The organism is Flavobacterium sp. W1B (genome assembly GCF_047344965.1).
Taxonomy (GTDB): Bacteria; Bacteroidota; Bacteroidia; order Flavobacteriales; family Flavobacteriaceae; genus Flavobacterium.
On sequence record NZ_CP178845.1, the window covers coordinates 1,626,555 to 1,648,719 of the forward strand.

The window sequence follows — 22,165 nt, forward strand, 5'->3', positions numbered from 1 at the left end:
AAAAGTAATATAGTAAATAGATGTTTACAGTAACTTTTGTTACATAAGGTAAATTTACTGTTTAATTTTTGAAGTATACTGGAGTGATTTTTGAAGTGATTTTTTTTTAAGTAATATTAAAGTCGAATTAGTAATAAATCATAAAAAAAGCCTGTCTAAAACAGGCTAAATGTCAATTGTTGTTTAAATCGGCTGGTATATATTTCTGGATCTATTTTTTCAAAACAGCATCAATAGAAAATGTACCGCTTCCCAATAAAAATAAAGCACAATACGAAAGTAAATACATTAAAGCGGGTTCCATTGTTCCTAGGCTGTCATTGATATGGATAATAAATACGGCAACTGCCATTGTGATAATGAGGGGAATCAAAGCTAATCTGGTCCATAATCCAATTATGATTAATATAGAGCATAATACCTCGGCAAAAACGGTTAGGATTAATGAAGCTGGGGCGCCAATACCTATTGGATCTCCAAATTCCATGTTGCCATTTATTAAGTTAATGAGTTTTGGGATGCCATGACTCAGCATCAATAAGCCAAGGGTTAATCGCAAAATAAGTGAAGACCAAGCTGCAGCATTGGCAGACCAAGAAATTGGGGATACTAGTTTTTGAATCATTATTGTAAGTTTTAGGTTTATAACTCTTACAAATTTAATATAATTTTTAAAAGATTTTGCTGCGCTTTAAAAATTGTAAATCAATACTATTGTAATTATTCTTCTTTTGGAAGAGGAGATTATTTGTGATTTTTGCTATGTCTCCTTTGAAATTTTATTTCAGATGAAGAATAGTAGCGGTATAAAGATAGGGTGAAAAGCCTGATTGGATAGGTGGAAGAGGGCGAGCTTAATAGAAATCATAAAACATTTTTAATTTTTTAGCTTATCTAATTATCTAGTTTTCAAATTAACCTATCTTTGCCCGCCGAACAATCGGTAGAAAAACGTTACTATGAAGTTTGATTTATTACAAAAAGACCCGCAGTCGAAAGCTAGAGCGGGAAGTATTACTACAGATCACGGTGTAATTGAAACGCCTATTTTTATGCCTGTTGGGACTGTAGCCTCAGTAAAAGGGGTGCACCAGAGAGAATTGAAAGAAGATATAAACCCGGATATTATTCTGGGGAACACCTACCATTTATATTTACGTCCGCAAACTGAAATCTTAGAAAAAGCGGGTGGATTGCATAAATTCATGAACTGGGATCGCAATATCTTGACAGATTCCGGTGGATATCAAGTGTATTCGCTTTCGGCAAACCGAAAAATTAAGGAAGAAGGTGTGAAGTTTAAATCGCATATTGACGGTTCATACCACTTTTTTACTCCTGAGAATGTTATGGAAATTCAGCGTACCATTGGTGCCGATATTATCATGGCTTTTGATGAATGTACTCCTTATCCTTGCGATTACCGTTATGCCCAACGTTCGATGAAAATGACACACCGTTGGTTAGACCGATGCGTGAATCATTTAGAGAAAGTACCTGTAAAATACGGTTACGATCAAGCTTTTTTTCCTATTGTTCAAGGAAGTTGTTATAAGGATTTACGCCAACAATCAGCTGAATATATTGCCAATTCAAATCAAGTTGGAAATGCCATCGGTGGACTTTCTGTTGGTGAACCGGCAGAGGAAATGTACGCAATGACCGAAGTAGTTTGTGAAATTTTACCCGAAGACAAACCGCGTTATCTTATGGGCGTGGGAACTCCGATCAATATTCTCGAAAATATAGCACTTGGGGTCGATATGTTTGACTGTGTTATGCCAACGCGTAATGCTAGAAACGGAATGCTTTTTACAGCTAACGGTACGATAAATATCAAAAATAAAAAATGGGAAGCCGATTTTTCTCCAATTGACGAAATGGGAATCACCTATGTTGATACGGAATACACTAAGGCTTATTTACGTCACTTATTTGCTGCTAATGAGTATCTTGGTAAGCAAATCGCAACAATTCATAACCTTGGGTTTTATATGTGGTTGGTTCGCGAGGCCAGAAAACATATCTTGGCAGGTGATTTTAAACCTTGGAAAGAGATGATGGTGCGCAACATGAGTCAACGTTTGTAAATTAGTTGAGTTGGTTATTTGTTTAGTCGAATCAACCAATAACCGAATTAATGATTAACCGAATACACTTTTTATGTTGACAATATTAGATAAATACATCCTGAAAAGATATCTGGCCACTTTTGCGGCTATGTTGTTGATGTTTATACCTATCGGAATTATTATTGATGTTTCGGAAAAGATCAATTTTATGATCGAGAATAAAGTGCCGTTCCTAGCTGTTGCGGTATATTATTATCATTTCACGATTTATTTTGCCAACTCTTTATTTCCTATTTTCCTTTTTTTGTCCATTATTTGGTTTACCTCAAAATTGGCCAATAATACGGAGATTATTGCAATATTGAGTTCAGGAATTTCTTTTACACGGTTTTTAAAGCCGTATATTATTGGGGCTTCCATAATTTCGATTTTTGTATTGTTAATGGGGTTTTATGTGGTTCCGGTTTCAAGCGAAGGTTTTAATAATTTTAGGTATACCTATCTGAAAACAGGTGGAAAAGAGTTGATGAGAGGTGATAATACAGATGTGTTTCGCCAAATAAACAGCAATGAATTTCTGTATGTTAATAGTTTTAACACAGAATCCAAAGTGGCATTTAATTTTGTTTTGGAAAAATTTGATAAAGAGAAGTTAGTTTCTAAAATTACGGCCAGTAGGATAAAATGGAACCCTAAGGACAGTACCTATACAATGTATGATTATACTAAAAGAACGGTAGGGGAATTAGGAGATAAAATTGTGAAATCGCCTGAGCAAAAAGCGAAATTCGGTTTTGATTTAGAAGATTTGACTCCTGTGGTTTATATAGCTGAAACCTTAAGTTTGAATAAACTGTACCAATTTATAGATAAAGAAAAAAAGCGAGGCTCGTCTAATATTAATGTGTACATGGTTGTTTTGTATAAAAAATTCAGCGTGCCAGTTTCGGCATTTATTTTAACCATTATTGCCGTTTCGGTTTCTTCGATGAAAAGAAGAGGAGGAATGGGAATGAATTTAACTATTGGAATTGCTGTTGCTTTTGGCTTTGTGTTTTTTGATAAAATATTTGGCACATTAGCAGAGAAATCCACTTTTTCACCATTGATAGCTGTTTGGTTTCCTAATATTGTATTTGGAATTCTGGCTATATTTTTACTACGAAATGCAAAACGATAAATTTAAAAGTTATTTAAATCTTCATTTAATTGTTTTTATTTGGGGTTTTACGGCCATTTTAGGCGCATTAATTACAATTGCTGCCGATGCTATTGTTTGGTACCGAATGCTTTTTGCGGCGGTATTTCTGGCGCTTTTTATTGTCTTTAAAAAAAAATCATTCCGAATTCCTTTGAAGTCTTTTCTTAAATTGATTTTTGTAGGGCTGTTGATTGCCTTGCATTGGGTCTTTTTCTTTCATGCCATTCATGTTTCAAATGTTTCCATAACTCTTTCTGTTTTTTCGTTGGGCGCTTTTTTTGCATCCTTGTTAGAACCTATATTTTATGGTAGAAAAGTATTGTGGTATGAAGTTTTCTTCGGACTTATAATCATGGCGGGATTAGCGATGATTATGAAAGTAGAGGTGGGTTATTTGAGCGGGATGCTCTTTGCATTGGCTTCTATTATTCTGGGCGTGTTGTTTACGCTGATGAACGGAAAATTAATAGAGAATCATGATGCTACCGTTATATCATTTTATGAGTTTCTGGCGGGGGTGGTTTTTATTTCTATTTATTTTTTATATGAAAATAAGTTCTCTGCTGATTTTTTTGTTTTGAGCTTTAATAACTGGATGCTAATCTTAGTTTTAGCTTCCATTTGTACCGCTTATGCATTTACCGCTTCGGTAAAAGTAATGGAAAAACTCAGTCCTTATACGGTAATGCTTACCACTAATTTAGAACCCGTTTACGGAATTGTTTTGGCTTATTTTATAATTGGTGGCAAGGAAAAAATGAGTTTTGAGTTTTATATCGGAGCCGTGATAATTATTATAACGGTAATCCTAAATGGAATTATAAAACACAGACAAAAAGCGGTTTAATACATTTTGGTGTCGCATTTGTAGATGATTTTTAAATTGGGTTTTTGAGAAGATTTTGACTTTCAATTACCCTTTTTTTAACAGCTTCGAACAAATTAAATGTGATACCTTTGCAAAGTTTTACTAATTAACAACTACAGAATGCAAAAACACTTGCGCCTAAACGAATATAAAGTTTTACTTTTTAGAATTTCTCTAGCTTACCTGTTTTATTTTGTTGCTCGAGTTTTGTTTTATTTTTTCAATGCTGATTTGCTAAGAGTTGAGTCTGTTTCTGATTTCCTTTCTCTTTGTTATTATGGATTGGCTTTTGATACTACGGCTATTTTATATGTAAACTTGCTGTTTATTGTTTTTTCTATTCTGCCGTTTTGGAAAAATACAAAAGCAGGATATCAAAAGTTTTTGTTTTATCTTTATTTTGGCACCAATTTATTGGCTTATGCTACTAATTTTATAGACTTTATTTACTATAAATTTACGTTTGCCAGAACTACAATCGTAGCTCTAAATGTCTTGGAGCACGAGACAAATAAAACTACTTTATTTCTTAATTTTCTTGTTGAGTATTGGTATGTTTTTGTGTTGTTTGTTTTGAGCTCATTTCTTTGGGTGTTTTTATACAAAAAAGTTAGGGTTCAGAGTTTTAAACCAACAAAATATTTACCATATTTTAGTTTTTCTACTGCGGGTTTTTTAATCATAGTTTTGTTAGTAATTGGCGGAATTCGTGGAGGAGATTTTAAGAAATCGACTCGTCCTATTAATCTTTTGGACGCTAGTCGTAATGTGAAAAACATTGTGCATTCAGACATTGTTTTAAATACTCCTTTTGCTATAATTAGAACCGCATTCACAAATAGTTTCTTAATACCGGCTTATCCTGATGTTAATGCGCAAGTTATTGCTAGGGAAGTCCAACCGGTAAAAAGCTATCACAACAATCCAAAAACAAAACCCAATGTAGTTGTTATGATTGTTGAAAGCTTCGGGCGAGAATATATTGGTGCTTTTAATAAAAAATCCAATATCCCGAATTATAAGAGTCATGCGCCCTTTTTGGATTCTTTGGCCCAGCATAGTATGATTTTCACCAATGCTTATGCTAATGGTAGGCAATCCATTCATGGTATGTCATCTGTTTTGGCTGGAATACCTTCGTTTAAAGATGCATTTACATCTTCGCCATATCCAAAACAAAAAATAGAATCTCTTGTTTCTACTTTAAAAAGTGAAGGCTATAATACCTCTTTTTTTCATGGTGCCGCCAATGGTTCTATGGGATTCTTAGGATTCAGTAAGATTTTGGGAATTGATGAATATTATGGACGAACAGAGTTTAATGATGATTCTCAGTTTGATGGTTTCTGGGGAATCTGGGACGAACCTTTTCTTCAGTTTATGAAGAAAACATTAGACAAAAAGAAAGCCCCATTTTTTGCAACTGTATTCACCGTTTCTTCACATGAACCTTATGTGATTCCGGAGAAGTATAAAAACCGTTTTCGCGAAGGCGGTGTGCCTATTCATAAAAGCGCCGAGTATACTGATTATTCGATAAAACGTTTTTTTGATGAGGCCAAAAAAGAACCTTGGTTTGAGAATACCATATTTGTCATGGTTGCTGATCATTGTAACCAAATTTACTATGACGAATATCAAAAGCCGATTAATCGTTTTGCAGTGCCGATAATGATTTACAAGCCAAATAGTAAGTATGTGGGGGTCGATGATGATTTTGCGCAACAAATCGATATTTTTCCTACTATTATGGATATGATTGGGTATGATAAGCCATTTAGAAGTTGGGGTAGGAGTTTGCTTGACAAGAAATCAAGCCAGCCTTTTGTGATTAACTCGACGGGGAATATTTATCAATTTGCAAGAGGGAATTATATTTGCACTTTTGACGGAAAAAAAGCCCTTGGGTTTTATGATAAAAATGATAAAGCATTGAAGCATAATTTGATAAAAAACAGGAATTCAGAGATGGATGATATTGAATTGAATTGCAAAGCTTTTATTCAAGATTACATGGAAAGGGTCGTGAATAAAAAACTAGATAAGTAGTAATTGTATTATGATTCTTCAGATTAAGGAGTCGAAAAATTTAAATTCTTCGATTATTTTTAAAAAATTAAATTTAAAATTGCTCCCAAGTATTGCTTTGACTTTGAATAGAATTGCAAATATTGACAGAGAGTTTTAGGACATAAATAAAAAATATAGCTTTATGAACGATTTAATATTTTATATTTGCAGTCCAAAATAAAAACAAAACCGCACAAATCCTATGGAATATTTAGATTTTGAGCTTCCGATAAAAGAACTAGAAGATCAGTTAGATAAATGTCTTGTTATTGGTCAAGAGTCAGATGTTGATGTTACAGATACTTGTAAGCAAATCAGCAAAAAACTAATTGATACCAAAAAACATATTTATAAAAATTTGACAGCATGGCAACGTGTACAGTTGTCTAGGCATCCAAATCGTCCTTATACGATGGATCATATCAATGCACTTTGCGGCGATACTTTTCTAGAGCTTTTTGGTGATAGAAATTTTAAAGACGATAAAGCCATGGTTGGTGGATTAGGTAAAATAGGAGGTCAATCTTTTATGATTATCGGTCAACAAAAAGGCTATAATACTAAGACGCGTCAATATAGAAACTTTGGGATGGCAAATCCTGAAGGATATCGCAAAGCATTGCGATTGATGAAAATGGCAGAAAAGTTTGGAATTCCGGTTATTACTCTTGTTGATACTCCGGGAGCTTATCCAGGACTTGAAGCCGAAGAGCGTGGACAAGGAGAAGCGATTGCCAGAAACATCTTTGAGATGACATTGCTAAAAGTGCCTATAGTTACCATTATTGTTGGTGAAGGTGCATCAGGTGGAGCATTAGGGATTGGTGTTGGAGATCGTGTTTACATGTTAGAAAACACTTGGTATTCTGTTATTTCTCCAGAATCTTGCTCTTCTATTTTATGGAAAAGTTGGGAATACAAGGAGCAGGCAGCCGAAGCTTTAAAGTTGACGTCTTCGGATATGAAAAAACAAAAACTTATTGATGATATTATACCTGAACCATTAGGTGGCGCTCATTATGACAGAGAAACTACTTTCAAAACAGTAGAGCATTATATTATGAAAGCATTTAATGAGTTGAAAGATTTATCAACATCTGATTTAATCGCTCAGAGAATGGATAAATACTGTAAAATGGGCGAATATAAGGAGTAAAATCTTACTTTTTAATAAAAAATCCGAAGCCTTGTCGTTTCGGATTTTTTTTTGGTTATAAACAAAAAATGGCTACTTATGAACATTTTTTTGTAATAACTCAGCAGCATTTTTTTTTAATTTTATGTTACATTCGCTATATGGAAAACTTCAAAAATATTAGTCCGGTTAAGGTAGACAAAACAACAATTATAAGCCTCGAAAAGGGGAAGTTGCCTCCGCAGGTTATTGAGTTAGAGGAGGCTGTGCTTGGAGCCATGATGATTGATAAAAAAGGGGTAGATGATGTAATTGACATTTTGCAGCCGGATGCTTTTTATAAAGAAGCGCACAAACATATTTTTGAAGCAATAGTTCAATTATTTACAGAAACGCAGCCAATTGATTTGCTTACCGTTTCGGCACAATTAAAGAAAAACGCAAAATTAGATTTGGCAGGAGGCGATTTCTATTTGATTCAACTTACGCAAAAGATTTCTTCTTCGGCGCATATTGAATTTCACTCTCGAATTATTCTTCAAAAATTCATTCAACGAAGTTTGATCCGAATTTCATCAGAGATTATCGAGGAATCCTATGATGAAACTACAGACGTTTTTGATTTATTGGATAAAGCCGAATCAAAGTTATACGAAGTTACTCAAGGAAATATAAAACGTAGTTCAGAAACGGCACAAAGTTTAGTATTACAGGCTAAAAAGAGGATTGAAGAAATAGCAGGTCAGGAAGGTTTAAGTGGAGTAGCAACTGGTTTTGAGAAATTAGATAAATTGACTTCAGGCTGGCAGCCGAGTGATTTGATTATTATTGCGGCAAGACCTGCAATGGGGAAAACAGCATTTGTATTATCTATGGCCAGAAATATAGCAATTGATGGTGGAATGCCGGTTGCTTTGTTTTCGCTGGAGATGGCTTCTGTACAGTTAATCACACGTTTGATATCTTCCGAAACGGGATTGTCCTCAGAGAAATTGCGTACAGGAAAACTGGAGAAACATGAATGGGAGCAATTGAGTACGAAAGTAAAAAACTTAGAAAAAGCACCACTTTTTATTGATGACACGCCGTCTTTATCGATTTTTGATTTAAGAGCCAAAGCCAGACGTTTGGTTTCTCAACATGGTATACGAATTATAATTGTTGATTATTTGCAGTTGATGACTGCCGGAGGAAACGGAAAAGGTGGAGGAAATAGAGAGCAAGAGATCTCTACAATTTCTAGAAACTTAAAAGCATTAGCAAAGGAATTGAACGTTCCGGTTATTGCGCTTTCTCAGTTATCGCGTGCTGTAGAAACCCGAGGATCCAGTAAAAGACCATTGCTTTCTGACCTTCGTGAATCTGGAGCGATTGAGCAGGATGCTGATATTGTATCGTTTTTGTATCGTCCGGAATATTATAAAATTGATGAATGGGATGATGATGAAGCCGCACCAACTGCTGGACAGGCCGAAATTATGATCGCCAAACACCGTAATGGTGGTATTGAAAACGTTCGTTTGAAATTTATTGGACACTTAGGTAAGTTTGATAATTTGGAAGATTATAGCGGAAGTTATGATGATTTGCCGTCTTCTATGAATCAGGATGATAATCCTTTTGCAACTAAAAATCTTCCTTCGGCTCATGAAGCCTTCGGGAGTAATTTGAATGAAGATGATGATGACGATATGCCATTTTAAGATAAAAAAATCCATTAGAAATAATGGATTTTTCGTTTTTTAAAGAAGGTTTTAAAAAACTCAATTTTAGGTCGTTTAAATCGAGTGCTTTTATATCTTTGATACAAAATAGTTTATAATGATGTCTAAAAGAATTGCAGTTTTCCTTTTTTTAATGATTTCAATAGTTGCTAAAGCTTCGTTTATCCTTGTGCCGATGGATGAAAATACGCAAAAGAATCATCTCAAAGCGTATGGGATTACTTTTTGGTGTTTAGAAAAGAACTATAAAGCCAGTTGGCTACTCAATTATCGTGGTGGCTCTTTTTTGCTTCCCGATGCGATAGAGATACGTAAAGAATGTCAGATTCGTGGAGTTAGTTTCGAAATCCTATCCGATAGTGAACAAATTAGTATATTAAATGAAATTGCGAGTCCTTCTCAAAACATGGAAACGGTTATTCTTGAAAAGGCTCCCAGAATTGCAGTTTATACCCCTAAAGGGAAGCAACCTTGGGATGATGCGGTAACGCTTGTTTTGACCTATGCCGAAATTCCTTTTACGCCTATATATGATGAAGAAGTTTTAAGTGATCAATTAGTTCTTTACGATTGGCTGCATTTACATCACGAAGATTTTACGGGGCAATATGGGAAATTTTTTGGAGCCTATAGAAATACACCTTGGTATATTGAACAAAAGAAAGATGCAGAGGCTTTGGCAACCAAATTAGGTTACCCAAAAGTGTCGCAAGAGAAAGGAGCTGTCGCAAAAAAGATCAGAGATTTTGTGATTGGCGGCGGATTCATGTTTGCCATGTGTTCTGCAACCGATAGCTTCGATATTGCTCTGGCAGCTGATGGTGTTGATATTTGCGAGCCTATGTTTGATGGAGACCAGAGCGATGCTAATTATCAGGCAAAAATGAATTATACTAATTCCTTTGCCTTTAAAGATTTTGTTTTAGAAAGAAGACCTGAAAAATATGAATTCTCGGATATAGATATGACCGAAAAAAGAAGGATTCCCATGGATAAAGATTATTTTACCCTAATGGAATTTTCGGCAAAATGGGATCCTATTCCAAGTATGCTGTGTCAGAATCATACCCAATTGGTGAAAGGTTTTATGGGGCAGACAACTTCTTTTGATTCTGGACTTATTAAATCGAATGTCTTAATCATGGGTAACTGTGAGCTGAACGGGGAAGCGCGTTACATTCATGGCGAAAAAGGGAAAGGCATGTTTACTTTTTATGGAGGTCATGATCCCGAGGATTTCCAGCATCAGGTAGGAGATGCGCCAACAGTTTTGGATTTGCACCCCAACTCTCCTGGATATCGCCTGATCTTAAATAATGTGTTGTTTCCTGCAGCCAGAAAGAAAAAACAAAAGACGTAATTTTAGGATTTATACAAACCAAAGCCAATCAATCATGATTGGCTTTTTTGATTTTAAGAAGTAGAAATTTTTTGTATTCTTTAAAAGAGTTTTCTTTTTTACAAAAGCTTTTGGTTTAATCTTAAGTTTTTTTTGGTTCTTGTTTTGTTGTTGATAGTAAGCGTGTTAATTAATGAATTTGTGTTTCTCTATGCTGGGGGTTTTACGAATCTTTAGAATGGGAAATATGTTTTTATGTTAATTGTTAAAAAACTGGTGGGTACTGGTATATTTTTAAATTAAAGTATTCTATTTTTGGATTTGGTTTTTTCTAAAATAGAGGGAAATTGTCATTAAATAAATGATATTATAAATCTATTCGGCAAATATTTATGAACAATAAATTTTTTGTGTTAATTGAAAAAAAATATTGTGATTTATTCGTGTAGAATTGTAAAACATATTTGAAATAAAACCAAAAAATAAAGACATATAAATCTATTAATTTAAAACCCAAAATGATATAATAATAGTTGTAAAAAAAGCAAAGTACATGTAGAGTTCTTTTTGATAGATTCTTAATTAAAGCATTAAAGATCTATATAGGTAAGCTTATAATAAAGTTTTTTTGACAACCATTTTTACTCAATTTACATAAAACAATATAAATATAAAGCATAATGAAAAAACAAATTCTTGGCCTTGTTGTAGTAGCGCTTTGTTTAGGAAGCTTAAATTCAAAGGCACAATCTAAAGCAATTGACGGATCTATATTGGCTCCAACTCCTCCGATGGGATGGATGACATGGAACTATTTTGCAGATAATATTAACGAGAAAGATATTCGCGAAATGGCCGATGCTATGGTTAGCAGCGGTATGTTGAAAGCGGGTTACGACCACGTGTTTATTGATGATGGTTGGCAAGGTGGTCGTGATAAAAGAAACAACATTATTGCTGATCCGGTTAAATTTCCTTCGGGTATAAAAGCACTTGCTGACTATGTACACAGCAAAGGTTTGAAGTTGGGTATTTATTCAGATGCAGCGCCACTAACCTGTGCGGGTTATACGGCCAGCTTAAATTTTGAAGAGCAAGATGCCAAAACTTTTGCAAGTTGGGATGTTGACTATTTAAAATACGATTATTGCGGCGCACCAGATGATATGGAAATTGCCAAAACACGCTATAAAAAAATTGCTGATGCTTTGCGCAAAAGCGGTCGTGATATTGCCTTAGGTATTTGTGAATGGGGAGATCGTAAACCTTGGCTTTGGGCAGGGCAAGTAGGAGGACAATTATGGCGTACTACTGCAGATGTGAGAGATAAATGGAAAAATACTAAACCAGTAAAAACTAGAGGTGAATTACACTCAGGGGGTGCCGGAATATTAGATATAGTTGATTATTCTCAGGATTATGCTTCTTCTGCAGGTCCAGGACATTGGAATGATTTGGACATGCTTGTAGTAGGACTTTATGGTAAAGAAGGACCTTCTGGTGCTTTGGGTGGTGTAGGTTGTAATGATATAGAATACCAAAGCCAAATGAGTCTTTGGTGTATCATGAATTCCCCATTGGCAGCGACTAATGATGTTCGTAATATGAATGCAGAAACCAAACGTATTTTATTGAATGAAGAAGCTATTGCACTAAATCAAGATGCATTAGGCAAGCAAGCAGTTTGCAAAATAAAAAATGAAAATTGGAGTGTTTTTGTAAGGCCATTGGCTAATGGAGATCATGCAATTGCTATCCTTAATCGTGCTGGGACAACTCAGAATGCTAAAATTAATTTTGCTGAACTGGGATTAAATGGAGAATATGAGATAAGAGATTTATGGCAGCATAAAGGAATAGGAAAAGGAAAAAAATGGAATGGGAAAGTACTAAGTCATGAAACCAAATTGTTTCGTTTGAAGAAGGTATAATGAGTCTTGATTTTTTAAATTATAAAAACTTGAATAATAAATAAGACTTTACAAAAGCGAAAGAAGATGATTTAAATTGAATATTTGTTTCTGATTTTTTCTCTTCCGCTCCAAAAGAATACTAACTACTAAAACCATTAAAAGATGAAATGGATTCTATGTTTTTTTACTCTCTTAAGCTTTGGATTGAACAGCCAAGCCCAAGAAATATTGTCAAAACCTAAAATAAACGGGCCACGTTTGTATGGAGCGCGTCCAGGAAAGGAGTTTATTTATACCATTCCAGCAACTGGAGCCAGGCCGATGAGTTTTGCGGTAAAGAAACTTCCAAAAGGCGTTAAGATTGAAAAAAGCACTGGAATTATAACTGGTTCTGTTGAAAAAGCAGGTGAGTATGTTATCGAATTGGTAGCGAAAAACAAATTTGGAAAATCCTCAAAAGCATTTACGTTGGTCATTGGCGATAAGCTAGCTTTGACTCCGCCTATGGGATGGAGTAGTTGGTATTCTTTTGGTCGTAACGTAACCTTGGATAAGGTTATTCGCTCAGCCGAAATAATGAAAGAGAAAGGCTTGCAAAACTATGGTTGGAGTGTCATTGAAATTGATGATCCTTGGACAAATCAACCCGCTCAAAATGATCCCGTATGGGCAAAATTAAAAACAAGAGCAGAAGGCGTTTATGGTTATTATGAAGGACCAAATAATCTTCCGGAAAGGGTGGGTTCGGTAAGGGATTCGAATGATGAATTAATACCAAACACCTTTTTCACCGATATTAAAAAATTCCCTTCCATCATGCATAAAATGGGATTTAAGGCAGGAATATACAGTTCGCCTGGTCCAATAACCTGTGGAGGAGTGGCCGGAAGTTATGGTTATGAATTTGTGGATGCCAAGTTTTTTGCCGATAACGGATTTGATTATTTAAAATACGATTGGTGTAGTTATGGCTCTTTGGCAAAAGACAATTCAAAAGAGGAATTGATCAGACCTTTCCGTTTAATGTCGGATGCTTTGAAAGCTCAAAAAAGGGATATCGTGCATGCTCTTTGTCAATATGGTATGGGCAATGTTTGGGAATGGGGTGACGAAAGTGGAGGTCAGCTTTGGCGCACCGAACAAGATGTTCACGATACTTGGCCCTCAGTTCGAAATGCCTTCAAAAAACTTTCTGATAAAGCCGCCTATGTAAAACCGGGGAATTGGAATGATCCCGATATTTTGCAAATTGGAGCTGTGGGGGCACAAAGTTCTGGAAAGGCAGGAAGGAACGGTTTAACATTTGAAGAACAAAGAACTGTGATGAGTATGTGGTGTATGTTGAGTGCTCCTTTGTTAATTGGTGCCAATATGGAACTAATGGATGATGCCACACTTAGTTTACTTACCAATGAAGAGATTATTGCCGTGAATCAGGATGCTTTGGGTAGAGCAGGATCCTTAGTGAAGACTATAGAGAATACGGAGTTTTGGACCAAACAAATGGAAGATGGCAGTCTGGTTGTAGGTTTATTGAATCTGTCTAATGAAACAAGGAGTGTAAAATTTCCGTTTTCTGTTCTCCAATTGGAAGGAAGTCAAAAACTGCGCAACCTTTGGGCAAAATCAGATTTAGGAACTTTCAATAATGAATATGAAACCACTATTCCTGCTCACGGGATTGTGATGTTGCAAATAGAGAAATAGAGATAAAACGGTTTTCGCTATTCATTAGTTTTTTTGAAACTTGTTTCAATTGGTTTTTCAAGAACTACTTATTGAAGAAATTACAGGGCGTTTTACTTTTTGTAAGAAATCATAATTATGAGGTAAGTGTTGGAGAAAACCCCTATTTTAAAAATAAATAAAATGATAAATAATTATACTGTCAAAAACTGTTTAAAGCGTACTCTAATGGGTTTGGCCTTTTCGTCAATTGCTTTTTCAGGTTATGCTCAACAGAAAAACTTCGTAGTAATTAATCCGTCAATTACTGAAAAGGAATTGGTGGATGTAGCTGCCAATATTGTCCCTTCGCCACAGCAATTGCGCTGGCAGCGTTTGGAATTAACGGGTTTTATCCATTTTGGAATTAACACCTTTACCGGAAGAGAATGGGGGGAAGGAAAAGACGATCCGAAATTATTTAATCCGACAGCATTAGATGCCAGACAATGGGTGAAAGCTTGTAAAGATGCCGGAATCAAGCAAGTAATTATTACGGCCAAACACCATGATGGTTTTTGCTTATGGCCAACAAAAACAACGGCATATTCCGTTAAAAATAGCCCTTGGAAAGACGGAAAAGGCGATGTGGTCAAAGAAGTTGCTGATGCTTGTAAAGAACTTGGTGTAGGTTTTGGGGTTTATGTTTCACCTTGGGATAGAAATCATCCGACTTATGGAAGTGATGCTTATAATGATGTTATGGTCGCTCAATTAACGGAATTATTGACTCAATATGGGCAAGTTGATGAGGTTTGGTTTGATGGAGCCAACGGAGAAGGACCTAACGGAAAAAAGCAAGTGTATGACTTTGAAAGATGGTATGCTCATATCAGAAAATTACAACCTCAGGCAGTAATTGCAGTTTCTGGTCCCGATGTACGTTGGGTAGGTACAGAAACTGGGCATGGACGTGAGGAAGAGTGGAGTGTAGTTCCCGTTGGAAAAAAGAATAAAATGGACAATGGTTCTCAAACCAAGGTTGATACACCCCCAGCGGGTGATATGAGAGGTAGTGTTTTAGGAAGTCGTAGTCAATTGAAAGATGGCGATGCTTTAAAATGGTATCCCGCCGAAACTGATGTGTCTATTCGTCCAGGATGGTTTTACCATGAATCTCAAGACAAAAAAGTAAAAACTCCGGAATATCTAAAAGAGATTTATTTTCATTCGGTAGGAAGAAATGGCGTATTGCTATTGAATATTCCACCGGATAAAAGAGGATTGTTTTCTGATTTTGACGTTGCGGCTTTAAAAGAATGGAGAGCTAAGCTGGATGAAATTTTCAAAGATAATTTGTTAAAGAATGCTAAGGCTATTGGAAAAGTAAAAAAAATAAAACCCTTATTAGACGGAAACGATGCAACCCATCATTTATTTTCGATGAAAGAAAATGATAATGCAGTCGAAATGGATTTAAAAGGAGAAAAAACATTCAATGTATTATTGCTTCAGGAAAATATCCGCATTGGGCAAAGAGTAGAAAAGTTTGTTTTTGAATATTGGGAAAATAACCAATGGAAAATAGCAACCGAAGGAACTACCATTGGATTCAAACGCCTATTGGAGTTTCCAACAATAACCACTTCTAAGGTAAGATTACGTATTGAATCGGCAAGATTACAGCCGGCCTTAGCAGAAATGGGATTGTATTTTGATAAAACCGATAAAAAATAATTATGACTTACAAACAGCATGCTTTAGCGATTTTGTTTTCTTTGATAGCCATCCAAGGATCAGCTCAATCAAGAATGAGTAAATTGGATTCGATTTTCCTGAGAGATAAAATGATTGTGGAGAAAAATATCGGCAAAGGGATTTCACTTTATAAGATGCCTGCGGTTCCCGAAGGTTTCAGCTTAGAATTAATAGGTTCAGATAATCTTTCGGTTGTATCTAAAACGGGTATCGTTTTTACTCCTTTGAATGATCTTCCGGTCAATCTTTTGTTTAAAGCAACTAAAATAAAAGATCAATCCAGTTTAGAAATTCCTATTGCTATAAAGGTAGAGGGGAGCTATAAAAATAAAGAAGGAAATGCAAAGCCTTTTGTAATTCCATCTTTGAGAGAATGGGTTGGCTCCGAAGGGAATTTTACGTTGACATCCAATTCCAGAATTGTAGTAGATGCTAAATATGCTGCGACATTAATGCAGGCGGCCAAAGTTTTTCAAAACGATTTATTTGATTTGTGTAAAATAAAACCAGAAGCTATTGTAGGGATTCCTAAATCTGGGGATATTTTTATGTCTTTGGACGGAAACAAGGAAGCCTTGGGAGTTGAAGGTTATTCTCTTTCGATACAAGATTATGTTTCCATCAATGCGGCCCAATATAGAGGTGCTTTTTGGGGAACACGTACCATTTTGCAAATATTGGAGCAAAACAGCAAAACTTATTCTTTGCCAAAAGGAATTTCAAGGGATTATCCAAAATATGAAGTTCGTGGATTCATGCTCGATGTGGGTCGAAAATATTTCACGATTGATTTTTTACGCGATTATGTTAAGCTAATGGCTTATTACAAGATGGGAGATTTTCAGTTGCATCTTAATGATAATGCTTTTGTAGAACATTACAATAATGATTGGGAAAGTACTTATAGCGGATTTAGATTAGAAAATGAGCGCTATCCTCAGCTTCCCACCAAAGGAGAATTTTATACCAAGAAAGAATTTATCGATTTGCAATTGTTAGCTGAAAGTTATGGCGTAACTATAATTCCTGAGATTGATGTTCCGGCACATTCTTTGGCTTTTTCCAAAGCTTTTCCGCAGATTGCAAGTAAAGAATATGGTAAAGACCATTTGGATATAAAAAATCCAGAAACCTATACCATTATTGAAAACGTATTTAAAGAATATTTAGAAGGCGATTCACCGGTATTTCGTTCCAAAGAAGTGCATATTGGTACAGACGAATACGATAAAAAAGAAGCCGAACCTTTTAGAAAATTCACGGATCATTTTATAAAATATGTGCAAAGTTTTGGCAAGGATGTTCGGGTTTGGGGAGCTTTGACCCATGCACAAGGCATTACTCCTGTTACCTCAAAAGGAGTCACCATGAATGCTTGGTATAATGGTTTTGCAGATCCATTAAAAATGAAGGAATTAGGCTATCCTTTAATTAGTACTCCGGATGGTTTGCTGTACATTGTTCCCGCAGCGGGATATTATTATGATTATTTAAATGTAAAGCATATTTATAATAATTGGGAACCCGTTAGCATAGGGAAAACCACTTTTCAGATGGGGGATCCTTTTATAAGAGGCGGAATGTTTGCCGTCTGGAATGATGTAGCCAAAAACGGAATTACGGCTCAAGATGTTACCGACAGAGTGTTTCCTGCTATTCAGGTTTTGAGTGAAAAAATGTGGAGTGGAACAAATAAAGCAGTAGATTTTGATGGGTTTTCAATAAAAGCAAAAAATATAAATGAAGGTCCGGGTTTGAATTTGAGAGGAATAATTAAGTCTAAGGATTCTTTGGTTTTAAATTTTGCCTTGAAGGGAGAGGACAAGATTCAGAAACAACAAGATGTAAATTATGTTTCTGACGGAAAACGAAAAGTACTGAATCTTAAGCAACACAATAGCTATGTGAAACTGCCACATAATGAAATTGGATATAATTATACGGTTTGTTTTAAAATAAAACCTGCGAAGAACAATAAGGCTGATGCTGTTCTTTTTCAATCAAATCATGCCACTGTAAAATTAAAACAAGGAAAAACAGGGAATCTTGGTTTTTCGCATGAAGGGAATGACTATGATTTTGGTATTTCGATACCTGAAAATAAATGGAGTAGCATAGCGGTTTCGGGAGATAATAATTCGACAACTTTGTATGTAAATGGTGAATTAGCAAAAAAACTAACTAGAGAAAAGGTTTCAACGAGAGATAAAAAAGACGCTGTTGCGAGCAAAAAAGATTCTATTTGGGTGATGAAAACCTTGTTTTTTCCTTTGAATACGATAGGGAATGATACTAATTCTTTTGTTGGGAAAATTAAAGATTTAAAAGTATTCAATACCATTTTATCAACAACGCAAATTGAAGCGATAAAAGAAGAAGATTAAATTAGGTAAATTTATATTAAATGTGCCAAACGAATGGCGAATAGAGAAATCTCATTAATTAAAAAAACTAATACCACTAACCAAATGAAAAAAGTAATAATGTGGGCTCTTTTTAGTGGAGCTGTTTTTTGTGCAAATGCACAATCCAAAATTGATCCTAATTCAATTAAAGAGAAGATGCAATGGTTCGCCGATGCTAAACTGGGAATTTTTATTCATACGGGTATTTACTCAGTAAAAGGAATTGGAGAATCTTGGAGTTTTCACAACAAAGAAATCTCACATGCCGATTACATGAAACAATTAAAAGGATTTACGCTTAAGAATTATGATCCGGCTCATTGGGCAGATTTGATTCAGGAAAGTGGCGCCAAATATGCAGTCATTACAACCAAGCATCATGATGGAGTGGCGATGTATGATACCAAGCTAAACAATCTTAGTTCCGTAAAGGCAACACCGGCAAAAAGGGATGTGGTAAAGCCTTTCTTTGAAGAATTGCGCAAACGCGACATAAAATGTGGGGCTTATTTTTCATTGATCGATTGGACACATTCGGATTATCCGGGTTTTCTAAAAGACAGTTCCCGTTATGCAGTGGCAAATGATTATGGACGTTGGAATAAGTTCAGGAATTTTTTCCAAGGACAAATAAAAGAGATAAGCCAGAAATACAATCCTGATTTATGGTGGTTTGATGGAGATTGGGAGCATACTGCCGAAGAATGGGAATCACAGAAAACCCGTCAGATTATGTTGTCCCGAAATCCAACTACAATTATTAACGGACGACTTCAAGGTTATGGCGATTATGATACGCCTGAGCAAAATTTCCCGGTTAATAGGCCTAGTTTTAATTGGTGGGAATTGTGTATGACGATTAATGATAATTGGGGATATCAGCCACAGGATCAGAATTGGAAAACACCTTATGAAGTAATAACCATATTTGTGGATGCGGTTGCCAATGGTGGGAATTTGCTTTTGGATATTGGTCCAAAAGAAGACGGAACCATTCCCGAACAAGCGGTTAATGTACTCAAAGAATTGGGAGCTTGGAACAAAAGAAATGGAGAAGCAATTTTTAATACGGTAGCAGGTATTGGACAAGGACATTTTTATGGACCTACAACCTTGTCAAAAGACAGTACTACTCTTTATTTATTCGTGCATGGTAAAGCTAGCGGACCTTTAATGCTTAAAGGTTTAGATAATAAAATTGAAAGTATAACTGCTGTAGGAAGCGGTGCTAAGCTGACACATAAAGTTGTGGGTAAGATCTCTTGGAGCCCAGTTCCGGGATTGGTTTATATTGATTTGCCTGAAACAGCATTAGATAAATATGTAACTGTTTTGAAAGTTAGATTAGACAAGCCTATAAAATTATATACGGGTCAAGGAGGTTTAAAATAAAAGAAAAAATTTTTGAGTATAATTTTTGGTTTTTTGCTTGCTGCTTAGTGCTTGTTTTTAATTCTAATCGATTAACGCAGAGGGTTGGGGAAAATTATTGACGCAGTAACCGCAATTGTTTGCAATCACATTTTAAAATTTTAACAAGCTGAAAACGAATAAAATTAAGCTTTCTATTTTGGATTCATAAGAATGTCCATTATTTTCGTCTTTTAAAATCTATTGAGCCATAACATAAATATTTTAAAATGCTATGTTAGGCTGATTAATAATATTATAGAAAATGAATTTAATTCCCAAATCGCCTGTTTTTATTAAACTATTCTTTTTTTTTCTGCTCAGTTTAGGGGTACAGTCAGTGTATTCTCAACGCCCAAAAAAAGTTTTTGTTCCAAAATACAAGGGGGTGTTTACTTCGCCTGCTAAGCTAATTCCTACTGCTTCTGCTCCTGATGCTCCTATTGCTGGCAATGGTGATGTGGGAATCGTTTTTGGCGGAACGCCAGATAAACAGACTATTTATATTTCTAAAAATGATTTTTGGAAAGCTAAAAAAGGATATCCTGATGGAGGTGTAACTTTGCCTGGAGGATTAAATATTTCGATTCCCGAACTAAAAGGAGCAACCTTTTATGCAGAGCAGGTACTCGCTAATGGGAATATCAATGTGATTTTTAAGAAAAAAGGACTCACTTTCACGCTTAAAGCATTTGTACCTGCAGACAACAATGTGGTAATTATTGAGATGCTTACATCGGGTAGAGAATCATGCAATGTGACATTGGATATTTGGTCGCAAACTGGTTTTGAATCGCGTAACGAATCGGGAGAAAAAGAAGGTGTTTTTTATGCCACGCGCCATTTTGATTCCCCTGAATTGGATTGGCCTTCACATGTTGCTTTGGCAATGAATGTTTTTGATGCAAGCGGTAAATCTTTTGTGTTAAATCCCTCTTCAAAGGTAACGGTCGTTATTGGTGTTGCTACCAATATTGAAAATGAGGATTATCTAAATACGGCTTGTTACCGAGCAAAAAATTGTACGCCAAAAATTATCAAAAAGCTGAATGATATAAATAATCTGTTTTGGCAAAATTTCTGGGCAAAATCTCGTATTGATATTGGTGATCCGGAATTAGAAAAATATTATTACGGTTCACAGTATTTGCTGGCATGTTCTAGCAGAAATAAAAACTTTGCTCCTGCAATGGGAGGAAATCCTATCACTGCCGATGCAATACGTTTTTGGGAAGGGGATTACCATACAAGCCAAAATTATCAAGCTTCATGGTGGGGAGCCTATTCCTCGAATCATATTGAATTGACGGAACCTTATGATAAACCTATTCTTGAATATATGGGAAAGGCAAAAGAACATGCCAAGGAATTGATGGAGGTTCGCGGGGTTTATTATCCAATGGGAATTGGGCCAAAAGGATTTTCGTCTGCAATGTATCCGCTTACCGAAGAAGATATGATGGATAAATATGGGATTAAAGACTTGAACATTGAAGGCGGACAGATGTTTGGCGGACAAAGAAGCAATGCGCTTTCGTTGTCAGTAAATATGTTCCAACGTTTTTACCATACTTATGATAAGAGGTATGTCACGAAGGTTTATCCTTTTATCCGAGAAGTGGCTAATTTTTGGGAAGATTACCTTAAATATGAAAAAGGACTGTACAATAATTATAATGATAATTTTTGGGAAGTAGGACCTTGGACGGAAAATTGGAGAAATGACTTGAAGTCTGGAGATATTAATAATACCAAAACTTTGGGATTATTGAAGATGTTTTGTAAAGGAATTATTGAGATGTGTACTTTCCTTAATGTCGATAAGGATCGAATAGGGAAATGGACTCATATTCAAGAACATTTACCGGCTGTTCCAACGGTTGAAACCAATGGAGAGATCCGCATCAAAGCTGCCGATAAAGGTACTGGATCAGGTAATGAAAAAAGAACAAAGCCAGGATTTGGCAGGACAATGGCTTATTCGTTAGTGTTTCCATCAGATATTACAGGTGTAAAATCGACTCCTGAATTTGCCGAAATCCTACGCCAAGAAGTGGAACGATGGGATACTAATCCAGGAGATGATGCCGGATGGGGGAACTTAAACAGTGGTTTTGACACCTATTTTACAACTGCTATTAGGGTAGGTTATGATCCTGAAAAGGTATTGCAAAAGTTAAAGCAGAGGATTGCTAAATCAGCTTTGCCTAATTTCTTGATTGCTCAGCCAGGAGGAATGATGGAAACGCTTAGTGCAGTTCCTTCCTGTATAAACGAAATGTTGTTGCAAAGCTATGAGGGAATGATTCGTGTTTTTCCGGCATGGCCAATAAATAGAGACGCCAGTTTTGAAGACTTGAGGACTTACGGTGCTTTTCTCGTTTCTTCGGCAAAGAAAAATGGCGAGGTTCAGTATATAAAAATAAAGAGTGACAAGGGAAGGACTTGTACTATTGAAAATCCGTGGAATGGAAAGAAACCAATTGTAACCGAAGACGGTAAACCAATAACTCCAAAAATAAAGGAGAACCTAATAATTTTTCCAACTCAACAAGAGAAAGTTTACTTGATAAAATATGAAAAATAATAATTCGAAAACCTATAA

14 protein-coding genes are annotated in these 22,165 nt (G+C 35.6%); 13 read left to right on the forward strand and 1 reads right to left on the reverse strand.

Features of this window, described 5'->3' with window-relative positions; genetic code table 11:
- Window positions 1-211: 211 nt before the first annotated feature.
- Window positions 212-625: a DoxX family protein gene (locus tag ACMDB5_RS07140; protein ID WP_414000314.1), complete on the reverse strand. Its 414-nt coding sequence runs from the start codon at window positions 623-625 to the stop codon at window positions 212-214.
- 334 nt (window positions 626-959) lie between these two features.
- Here ACMDB5_RS07140 and tgt point away from each other — a divergent pair, with 334 nt between their 5' ends.
- From tgt to ACMDB5_RS07205, 13 genes are all read left to right on the forward strand, one after another.
- Complete coding sequence (gene tgt, locus ACMDB5_RS07145; protein ID WP_414000315.1) at window positions 960-2,090, forward strand: tRNA guanosine(34) transglycosylase Tgt; 1,131 nt, start codon at window positions 960-962, stop codon at window positions 2,088-2,090.
- Between the two features lie 73 nt (window positions 2,091-2,163).
- Complete coding sequence (locus ACMDB5_RS07150) at window positions 2,164-3,252, forward strand: LptF/LptG family permease (protein ID WP_414000316.1); 1,089 nt, start codon at window positions 2,164-2,166, stop codon at window positions 3,250-3,252.
- Window positions 3,239-4,120, forward strand: a complete 882-nt coding sequence (locus tag ACMDB5_RS07155; protein ID WP_414000317.1) for a DMT family transporter — start codon at window positions 3,239-3,241, stop codon at window positions 4,118-4,120. The genes ACMDB5_RS07150 and ACMDB5_RS07155 overlap by 14 nt, the downstream gene beginning before the upstream one ends.
- Window positions 4,121-4,261: 141 nt before the next feature.
- Window positions 4,262-6,190, forward strand: a complete 1,929-nt coding sequence (locus ACMDB5_RS07160; RefSeq protein WP_414000318.1) for an LTA synthase family protein — start codon at window positions 4,262-4,264, stop codon at window positions 6,188-6,190.
- Between the two features lie 223 nt (window positions 6,191-6,413).
- Entirely contained in the window at window positions 6,414-7,367 is a 954-nt protein-coding gene (locus ACMDB5_RS07165; RefSeq protein ID WP_414000319.1) for an acetyl-CoA carboxylase carboxyltransferase subunit alpha, read from the forward strand.
- Between the two features lie 140 nt (window positions 7,368-7,507).
- The gene (gene dnaB / locus ACMDB5_RS07170) at window positions 7,508-9,049 is read left to right on the forward strand and encodes a replicative DNA helicase (RefSeq protein ID WP_414000320.1); all 1,542 of its coding nucleotides are present in this window, start codon (window positions 7,508-7,510) and stop codon (window positions 9,047-9,049) included.
- A 121-nt stretch (window positions 9,050-9,170) separates the two neighbouring features.
- Complete coding sequence (locus ACMDB5_RS07175; protein ID WP_414000368.1) at window positions 9,171-10,430, forward strand: asparagine synthetase B; 1,260 nt, start codon at window positions 9,171-9,173, stop codon at window positions 10,428-10,430.
- 659 nt (window positions 10,431-11,089) lie between these two features.
- Window positions 11,090-12,340, forward strand: a complete 1,251-nt coding sequence (locus ACMDB5_RS07180; RefSeq protein ID WP_414000321.1) for a glycoside hydrolase family 27 protein — start codon at window positions 11,090-11,092, stop codon at window positions 12,338-12,340.
- Window positions 12,341-12,484: 144 nt separating this feature from the next.
- The gene (locus tag ACMDB5_RS07185; protein ID WP_414000322.1) at window positions 12,485-14,029 is read left to right on the forward strand and encodes a putative Ig domain-containing protein; all 1,545 of its coding nucleotides are present in this window, start codon (window positions 12,485-12,487) and stop codon (window positions 14,027-14,029) included.
- Window positions 14,030-14,191: 162 nt separating this feature from the next.
- The gene (locus ACMDB5_RS07190; RefSeq protein WP_414000323.1) at window positions 14,192-15,724 is read left to right on the forward strand and encodes an alpha-L-fucosidase; all 1,533 of its coding nucleotides are present in this window, start codon (window positions 14,192-14,194) and stop codon (window positions 15,722-15,724) included.
- A gap of 2 nt (window positions 15,725-15,726) precedes the next feature.
- A complete protein-coding gene (locus tag ACMDB5_RS07195; protein WP_414000324.1) occupies window positions 15,727-18,129 on the forward strand; it encodes a family 20 glycosylhydrolase in 2,403 nt (800 codons plus the stop codon).
- Window positions 18,130-18,213: 84 nt separating this feature from the next.
- Complete coding sequence (locus ACMDB5_RS07200; RefSeq protein ID WP_414000325.1) at window positions 18,214-19,542, forward strand: alpha-L-fucosidase; 1,329 nt, start codon at window positions 18,214-18,216, stop codon at window positions 19,540-19,542.
- A gap of 283 nt (window positions 19,543-19,825) precedes the next feature.
- A complete protein-coding gene (locus tag ACMDB5_RS07205; protein ID WP_414000326.1) occupies window positions 19,826-22,147 on the forward strand; it encodes a glycosyl hydrolase family 95 catalytic domain-containing protein in 2,322 nt (773 codons plus the stop codon).
- Window positions 22,148-22,165 lie beyond the last annotated feature (18 nt).